Annotated in this window: 2 protein-coding genes; both read left to right on the top strand. The window is 45.7% G+C overall.

Features of this window, described 5'->3' with window-relative positions:
• Positions 1-3735 (top strand): non-ribosomal peptide synthetase (locus LJ740_RS22925; protein WP_229531473.1); only part of this gene is annotated, 3735 nt, incomplete at its 5' end.
• The coding region (locus tag LJ740_RS22920; protein ID WP_229531472.1) for a non-ribosomal peptide synthetase at positions 3729-9012 on the top strand (5284 nt) is incomplete at its 3' end. The genes LJ740_RS22925 and LJ740_RS22920, both read left to right, overlap by 7 nt.

Here is a 9012-nt window from a genome sequence, read left to right as displayed (position 1 = left end):
ATTGTGCCGCAAGACAAATCGCTGTTACAGGGCGAAACGCATGTTGTTGCCCGGGGAGACTACCTGGACGGTTTGCGCCAGGCACTTGCTCACCAGTTGCTGGACTACATGATCCCGGATGCGTTTGTACTGCTGTCAGAGCTGCCGCTCTCGGCCAATGGTAAGTTGGACAGAAAGGCGTTACCTGTACCTGATATGAGTTCGTTACAAGCAACTTATGTTGCGCCTGAAACCGAGATGGAACAGATATTGTGTGAGATCTGGCAAGACGTGCTCAATATCGAACGTATTGGCGTAAAAGATAGCTTTTTTGAACTTGGCGGACACTCTTTGCTCGCCACCAGAGTCAAAGCCAAAATTCAACAAAAACTCAACGTTAACCTTCCTTTAAAGGCTATTTTTACTGAGCAGAATATTGCAAGTCTGAGTCGCTATATTGAGCAAGCGGATAGCGAAAAACTTCCTCCCATTACCACCGTTTCTCGAGCGCAGCAGCTGCCCTTGTCGTATTCACAAAATCGCTTGTGGGTACTTGACCAGATACAATCTGGTCAAAGCCAGTACAATGTCCCGGCAGGATTGGTGCTGGAAGGCGCATTAAATGTTGCAGCCCTTGAAAGTGCTCTGAATAACATCGTAGAACGGCACGAGAGTTTGCGAACAACTTTCATGAGTAATGCTAGCGGTGAGCCTTATCAGGTCATCCATAATGACAAGGTGCTTGTGGTACAAAAGGTGGATATCAGCCATCTGGATAAGCAGGCGCAGGATGCAGCGATAGGTGAGCATGTTAGTGAGGAAGCATCGAATGGCTTTGACCTTAAGTCAGATCTGATGCTTCGCGCGCGTTTACTCAAATTGGAAAAAAGCAAACACGTGTTGCTGGTTACCATGCATCATATCGCGTCAGACGGTTGGTCAATGTCGTTGTTGGTGCGTGAGTTTAGTGTTTTGTATGGTGCCATTATCAATGATCGCCCTTCACCTTTAGCACCTTTGTCAATTCAATATGCTGATTATGCGCACTGGCAGCGAGCGTGGCTAAGCGGTGATGTATTGCAACAACAATTGAACTACTGGCGAGGCCAATTGGAAGGTTTGCCCGTGCGTCACAATCTTCCCTTAGACAAGGTGCGTCCCCAAGAGCAGACTTATACAGGGGCTGTACACCGTTCTGCAATAGCAACGTCTGTAAGTCAAAGTCTTAAGGCATTTTGCCAGCAGCATGAAGCGACACTGTTCATGGGCTTGCATGCCGTGTTTAGCACATTGATGTCACGCTATAGCAATGAAACAGACATTGTCGTGGGTACGTCAATAGCCAATCGGGAACAAGCAGAGGTTGCAGATTTAATTGGTTTTTTCATTAATTTATTGGTGCTTAGAAGTGATTTGTCTGACGGGCCGGATTTCCAGGAACTGCTCAAGTCTAGTAAAGATGTGCTGTTATCTGCTTACGAGCATCAACAGGTGCCATTTGAACAGATCGTAGAAGCATTGCAACCTGAGCGAAGCCTGAGCCACAGTCCGTTGTTCCAGGTGATGTTAGTTTTGCAAAACAACGAACAACAAACTCTTGAAATGCCGGATATTCAGCTGACCGCGCTAAACCGGGAAGCATCTTTAGTAGCGAAATACGATCTCACGCTTTATGTTATTGAAAGTGACGGTGCGCTGCATCTTGAATGGGTGTACAACGCTGACTTGTTTAATGCACAAACCATTGAGCGTATGGCCGGACATTACGAACGCTTAATGTCTTCTATGTTAGTTGCACCAAAGCGGAATGTACTGACAGTAGATTGGTTGTCAGAGGATGAACAACTTCGGCTAAATCATATTGGTAAAGGTATACAAAAGGATTACCCATCTGATCTGAATTTGTATCAAAGATTGAGTAAGTGCTCCCAGGCTGCACCTCAAAAAATAGCACTGCAAGATAGCAATGGTGCGGTGACCTACCAACAGTTACAAGAAAAAGTGCAGCGCTTTTCGGCGTTTTTGCATGAAGAAGATATTGGTCCGGGAAGCTTTGTAGGAATAGCTATCAGTAATTCACTGGAAATGGTTGTTTCGCTTCTGTCTGTCAATCTGCTGGGGGCAACCTATGTGCCCCTGGAGCTGAGTTATCCGAAACAACGACTTACCTACATTATTGAAAATGCCGGAGTTGAATTGGTATTGGCAAGCGAGCAGGCATTGGCTATCCACTCTTTCGACGATACCAACCTGGTGCTTGTGGAAGGTGCGCATGAAGCGCACTGGATGGAGGAATACCAGCAGGCAGCTAACGAGATTTCATCCCATGGGATTGGCCAGGAAGAGCAACTGGCATACGTGCTGTATACGTCGGGATCTACGGGGCAACCCAAAGGCGTCAAGATCCCTCTGAGGGCGCTAAATAACTATCTTGAACATGCGACACAGACTTACATTCATGAACAAATAGATGGCGCTGTTGTCAGTTCACCTTTGTCATTTGATGCCACAATCACCACCTTGCTGACGCCACTGATTAACGGTAAGTGCCTGTACTTACTGGATACCGATAACGACAGCATGCTTAAGGGACTGCAGCATCATCTGACGCAAATCGAACAAAATTTGTTGTTTAAGCTGACCCCTGCCCATCTGGAGTTGGGCGCAGCAATATTTGATGAGCAGCATCGATCTGAGAATAAACATGTATTGGTCATTGGCGGTGAACAACTTACAAATGCGGCGGTAGCGCCCTGGCGTAAGCGCTTACCAAATACCCTTTTTATTAACGAGTATGGTCCCACCGAGACAGTTGTGGGCTGTTGCTTCAGCATCGTTGATGAGAATTCCATTATGGCAAGCGGTGTCGTCACTATTGGTAAGCCGATTCAAAACACCCAGTTATATGTTTTAGATCCGCAAGGACAGCCAGTCCCAACGGGTGTTGTTGGAGAGTTGTTTATTGCCGGCTCGGGTGTTGGTTCGGGATATATCAACCGCCCGGAACAAACCGCTGAACGGTTTGTCGAGCGTGAGCTGAGTCAACACGCAAATAAACAAAGGATGTATCGAACTGGCGATCTTGCCTACTACCGCGAAGATGGTGAACTGGTTTACGTAGGCCGGTGTGATACGCAAGTTAAGATACGTGGCTATCGCATTGAATTAGGTGAGATTGCCAATGTGATTGGTGCGGTTGAAAATGTGGCTAAAGCTACGGTCATTAGAGTGACCAAGAACCAGGAAGAATACCTGGCAGCCTTTGTCACCAGCAGCGAAACAGAGGCTAATGCCGATGGTTTAGCTCAAGCAATCAAATCCACCATTAGTGAGCAATTACCTGCTTATATGTTGCCCGGCTATGTGGGGGTTCTTGACGAATTCCCATTAACCACAAATGGCAAAGTAGATGTCAAAGCCCTTGAATCCTTAACTGGAGAAACGGTAAACCAAGCTACCTATGCAGAGGCTGAAACTGAAACTCAAATGAAACTGACTGCAATTTGGGAGTCGCTATTAGGCGTTTCTCCCATAGGCATTGATGACGACTTTTTCCAGATAGGTGGTCATTCGTTGCTTGCCATAAAACTCCTCACAGTCATTCAGGAAACCTTTGAACAACAGATGACCTTAAAGATGATTTTTTCACTAAGAACAATAAGAGACATATCTTTAGAAATCGACTTTTTAACTTGCCCGGTTAAAAGCCTTGATAGAGCCACGATGGAAGCAGATACGGAGATCATGGAATGGTAGTTAACGCACATGAAACCAAGCAATTTTTAATTGGCCTGGAAGAAAAAGGCATCTTTCTGTCAATTAACGAAAATCAGAAACTGATCTCAAATAGCGCTGCTGGTGCGATAACGCCATCGATTGCACAAGAAATAAAAGCCAGGAAAGAAGTGATTATTTCTCTGTTGAAGGAACGTCAGGACAAGCTGGCTAAAACTAAAAGCATGGTCAAGGCTGTGCAGGACAGAGAAAATTTGCCTTTGTCATTTTATCAACAAAGCCTTTGGGTTGCAGACCGCTATGAAGGTGCGTCAGTGCATTATCATATCCCTGTGGTGTTACGTGCCAAAGGTAAAGTAGATCCGAATGCACTCAACTTTGCATTTAGCGAAATCGTCAGGCGCCACGAGGTGTTGCGCACCAATTATGAGTTACGAGAAAACGGGGAGCCTGTTCAGGTCATCCGCCAACATGTGCCATTCGCTGTAACACTGACGGATATCCGCAATCAAAGTGAAATCCAACAGCAGCAATTTCTGGATGATTATATCGAGTCGAGCATCGCTAAGCCTTTTGATTTGTCGAACGATTTAATGCTCAGGGCAGAACTTGTCTCAAAAGGTGATGAGTCACATGTTTTGTTAGTAGTTATGCATCATATCGCCTCTGATGCCTGGTCTATGTCGATATTAATTCGGGAGTTTAGTGCACTATACAACGGTTTTATGGCGCAGACGTCGTGTGCATTGCAGGATCTGGATGTACAGTATGGTGATTACGCCTATTGGCAGCGCAATGACCAGGCAGGAGAGCGATTAAAGAGCCAAACAAGCTACTGGCGAGAGACGCTTGCGGGATTGCCAGTTTTGCATAGCTTACCAACGGATAAACCTCGACCCGCTGTACAGACTTTCAACGGCAATATATACCGATCACAATTGCCACAAAGTACATTTCAGCGCCTGACCTCGTTGTGTCAAAAGCATGAAGCCACTCAATTTATGGGGTTACATGCAGCATTTAGTGCCTTTTTAGCTCGCTACAGTAATGAGACTGATATTGTTATTGGGACGTCAATTGCTAACAGGGAGCAAACAGAAGTTTCAGAGCTTATTGGTTTTTTCGTCAACTTGTTGGTGCTGCGAAGTGATCTGTCTGAATCACCTGGATTTAGTCAACTATTGACCCAGAGCAAAGAGCTAATGCTGTCTGCCTATGAACATCAGGACTTGCCATTTGAACAAGTGGTGGAGGCGGTAAAACCAGAGCGCAGTCTCAGCCACAGTCCATTATTTCAGGTGATGTTAACCACACAAAAGAAAGAATCCAGTCAAATGGAGCTTTCCGGTTTGACTTTAGAGCTCAATAGCAGCGAACATACGATAGCCAAATATGACCTGACCTTAAATCTGATTGAAGATGGCACTGATAACAGCCTGGAATGGGAATACAATCAGGACTTGTTTACAGTAGAAACCATTGAACGCATGGCTGGCCACTTCAATCGTTTACTCGATTCGATGTTGCAAAATCCACAGCAAAACATTTTCTCTTTGGAGTGGTTATCTGGCCAGGAATGTCAGCTACTTAATACCTATGGAGAGGGAACTAAGGCAACCTATGAAAGGTGCCTTACGTTATACGACAAGGTCAATGAGTGGGCAATAGCCAAACCTGATCAGCTTGCCTTGGTTGATAACAAGTGCGCCGTTACTTATCAGCAATTAAAGGAAAGAGTCGATCGTCTTTCTGCCTTTTTAACTGGCGAAGACATCGGTCCGGGTAGTTTCGTCGGTATTGCCATTGGAAATTCGCTTGAAATGGTGATTTCACTACTGGCGGTGAATCGCTTGGGGGCCGCTTACATCCCTCTGGAACTGAGTTATCCTCAGCAACGACTTAATTACATCATCGAAAATGCCGGTATCGACATTGTCCTGGCCAGTGAGCAGGCGTTAACCACTCATCACTTTGACGATTTGAACCTGGTATTGATTGATGGTGCTGATGCAGAGCACTGGATGCAAGAATATCAGCAACCCTGCGCAACAGACGGACAAATAGGACATGCTTTTAGCGGCGATCAACTGGCTTATGTGTTGTATACCTCAGGCTCTACCGGGCAACCCAAAGGAGTAAAAATCCCTCATTCGGCATTAAATAATTATCTGACCCATGCCAGTGATATTTATATGAGAAGCGATTTGGCGGGAGCGGTAGTTAGCTCACCACTGGCATTTGATGCCACAATTACTACATTGTTGACACCGCTGGTAAATGGTCGAAGTCTGCATTTATTGGAAACCGATAACGACAGCTTACTCAATGGATTGCAGCATTACCTGACTCAAGCAGAGCAAAACTTATTATTCAAGTTGACACCCGCTCATTTGGAACTTGGGGTAGCCATTTTTCAAGAAAAAGTAAGTTGCGCCAACAGCCACCAAATTGTTATCGGAGGCGAACAGCTCAAAGTCGGGGCAATTGCCAGCTGGCGTAAACATTTACCTCACAGTCAATTTATCAATGAATACGGACCAACTGAGACAGTGGTGGGGTGTAGTTATAAGATTATTGATGATGAAGCGCAGTTACCCGGTGGTATGGTTTCTATCGGTAAAGCGATCCAGAACACCCAATTATATGTCTTAGATAAGATAAAGCAGCCGGTACCTGTTGGCGTAGTGGGAGAGTTATACATTGGTGGTGCAGGTGTTGGTGAGGGTTACATTAATCGCCCTGAACAATCTGCTGAGCGTTTTATTAATATAGATTTACCAGATATTTCCGGTCAGCGTCGAGTTTATCGTTCGGGAGATTTAGCCTATTTTCGTAGCAATGGTGATCTGGTATTTGTTAGCCGTTGTGATATGCAGGTTAAGATTCGAGGTTACCGCATCGAACCGGGAGAAATTGAAGCTGCGATAAATAAAGACGATGCGGTTGCTGAATGTGCCGTGATTGATCGTACCCAAGCTGATGGCTCTGCTTTTCTGGCTGCCTACATAGTACCTGCAGATAGAGATTTGACAGGTCCTGAAGCCACCGCCCAACAAGGGCTATTTATTCGGGGAATACGGGAAAAAATCAGTCAGTTGTTGCCCGAATACATGGTGCCCGAATCCATGGTAGTGCTGGAAGCATTGCCTTTGACAGTCAATGGGAAAATTGACAAAAAATCGTTACCGCAATCCACTTGCGATGGACCTGTCAGAGAAACCATCGCCCCTCGTAATGAGAATGAAAGAGTATTGCTGAAACTATGGTCTGAAGTGCTGTTAATAAATGAAGCAGATTTTGGTGTTGCAGATTCATTTTTTGATCTGGGTGGGCATTCTTTAAAAGCAATAAAGGCGCTGGCCAGAATTAACCGACACTTTGGCACAAATCTGTCGTTGAAAGACTTTTTAACTGCCCAGACCATCTCCAATCTGGCCACCATCCTTGCAAGCAGTGAAGATACTGGCTTGCCCGCAATCCAGCCTGTAAGCCGGGAGTTACCTCTACCTTTGTCTTTTGCGCAAAACCGCTTGTGGTTAATCGATCAATTAACGCCAGGACAGCATCAATACAACATTCACATTGCGTTAAACCTGCAGGGAGACTTGTCGATTGACGCATTGCAAGATGCATTCAATCGCATCATAGAGCGCCATGAAAGTTTGCGTACCTGCTTTAGAGTTAATGATGATGGTGTGCCATTCCAGCATATCAAAAAATTAGAAAAGTTTGAGGTGGATTACACCGAATTCATGTCCGATGACAAAGCTCTGGATAAGCGCAATTTGTCCAACTGGCTCATTGAAAAAGGTAGAAGCACCTTTGATTTGACTCAAGATCTTATGCTGCGCTGCAATTTGGCTAAAGTGGATGAAGAGCAATATATCTTGTTAGTGACTATGCATCACATTGCCTCAGATGGTTGGTCCATGTCACTGCTAATGAAAGAGTTTTGCCATTTTTACCAAGCTAATATTGAAGGCGTTCCTGCAGTGATGGAGCCACTGGAAGTTCAGTATGCAGATTATGCATATTGGCAGCAGAAATATATCTCAGGGGATGTTTTAAACCAACAACTGGCATATTGGCAAGAGCAGCTTTCTGATTTGCCTGTAGCCCACAGTTTGCCATTAGATTTTAGTCGCCCAACCCAGCAATCTTTCCGTGGCCAGGTTATTTATTCAGAGGTTTGCCACGAGGCTTACAAAGAGCTGGAGCGTTTGTGCCAGGCAATAGGTGCCAGCCTGTTTGTTGGGTTAAATGCCGTGTTTGCCACCTTGTTGTCTCGGTACAGCAACGAAAAAGATATTGCTATTGGAAGCCCTATTGCTAACCGTGAACAATTAGAAATATCTCAGTTGATAGGCTTTTTTGTCAATACGCTTGTTTTGCGCAATGACCTCACTGATATCTCGTCGTTTAAAGATTTATTATTGCAAAGTAAACAGGTGGTATTTGACGCTTATGAAAATCAGCAAGTGCCATTCGAACAAGTCGTAGAAACCGTTCAACCACAGCGCAGTACCAGCCACAGCCCGCTATTTCAGGTTATGTTGGTGCTACAAAACAATGATGCGGTTGAATTGTCCTTACCGCAATTATCCATTAGCGGCCTGGCCGACGAGGGCGAAGGCATTGCCAAATACGACTTAACTCTCACCGCGGTAGAATCGCCTGATGGTTTACAATTGGGTTGGGAATACAACAGTGATCTGTTTAAGGCGCAAACGATCGAAACCATGGCGCGTCATTTCAATGCGTTGTTAACGTCGATGGTACGCTCACCTGAGGCAGACATTTTCACGCTCCCTATGGTGCCTGCCACTGAAGCACAAGCCTTGCTGCAGGTTGGCCGAGAGGGCGATGGTGCAATGGATGCACAGCGATTGTCTCCCCGTTTGTTGCACAGTAAAGTCCTGTCACAGATCACGGCAACCCCGGATAATATCGCGGTGTATAGCAAAGAGCGCAGTGTCACTTATGGGGAGCTTGGCCAGATGAGTGCCCGGCTCAGTGAGCAGTTGATAAAAGGCGGCAGCCAGCGCAATAAACTGATAGCGGTAGTGATGGAGAAAGGTTGGCAACAGGTGGTGTCAGTGTTGGCTATCCTGCGTGCAGGTGGCGCCTATTTACCGGTTGATGCCCACTTGCCGGATGAGCGTATTAGTACCTTGTTAAGGCTTGCAGAAGTGTCACAGGTGGTGACGACGGCAGAATTTGCCAACACCTTACTGGCAGACACGGACTATCAACTGAACTTAGTGGATGAGCAGTTGCTGCATCAGCCTGTGGCAGCGG

The sequence above is a fragment of the Planctobacterium marinum genome (assembly GCF_020687805.1).
Taxonomy (GTDB): Bacteria; Pseudomonadota; Gammaproteobacteria; order Enterobacterales; family Alteromonadaceae; genus Planctobacterium; species Planctobacterium marinum.
This window is presented reverse-complemented; position numbering and strand designations above follow the sequence as displayed.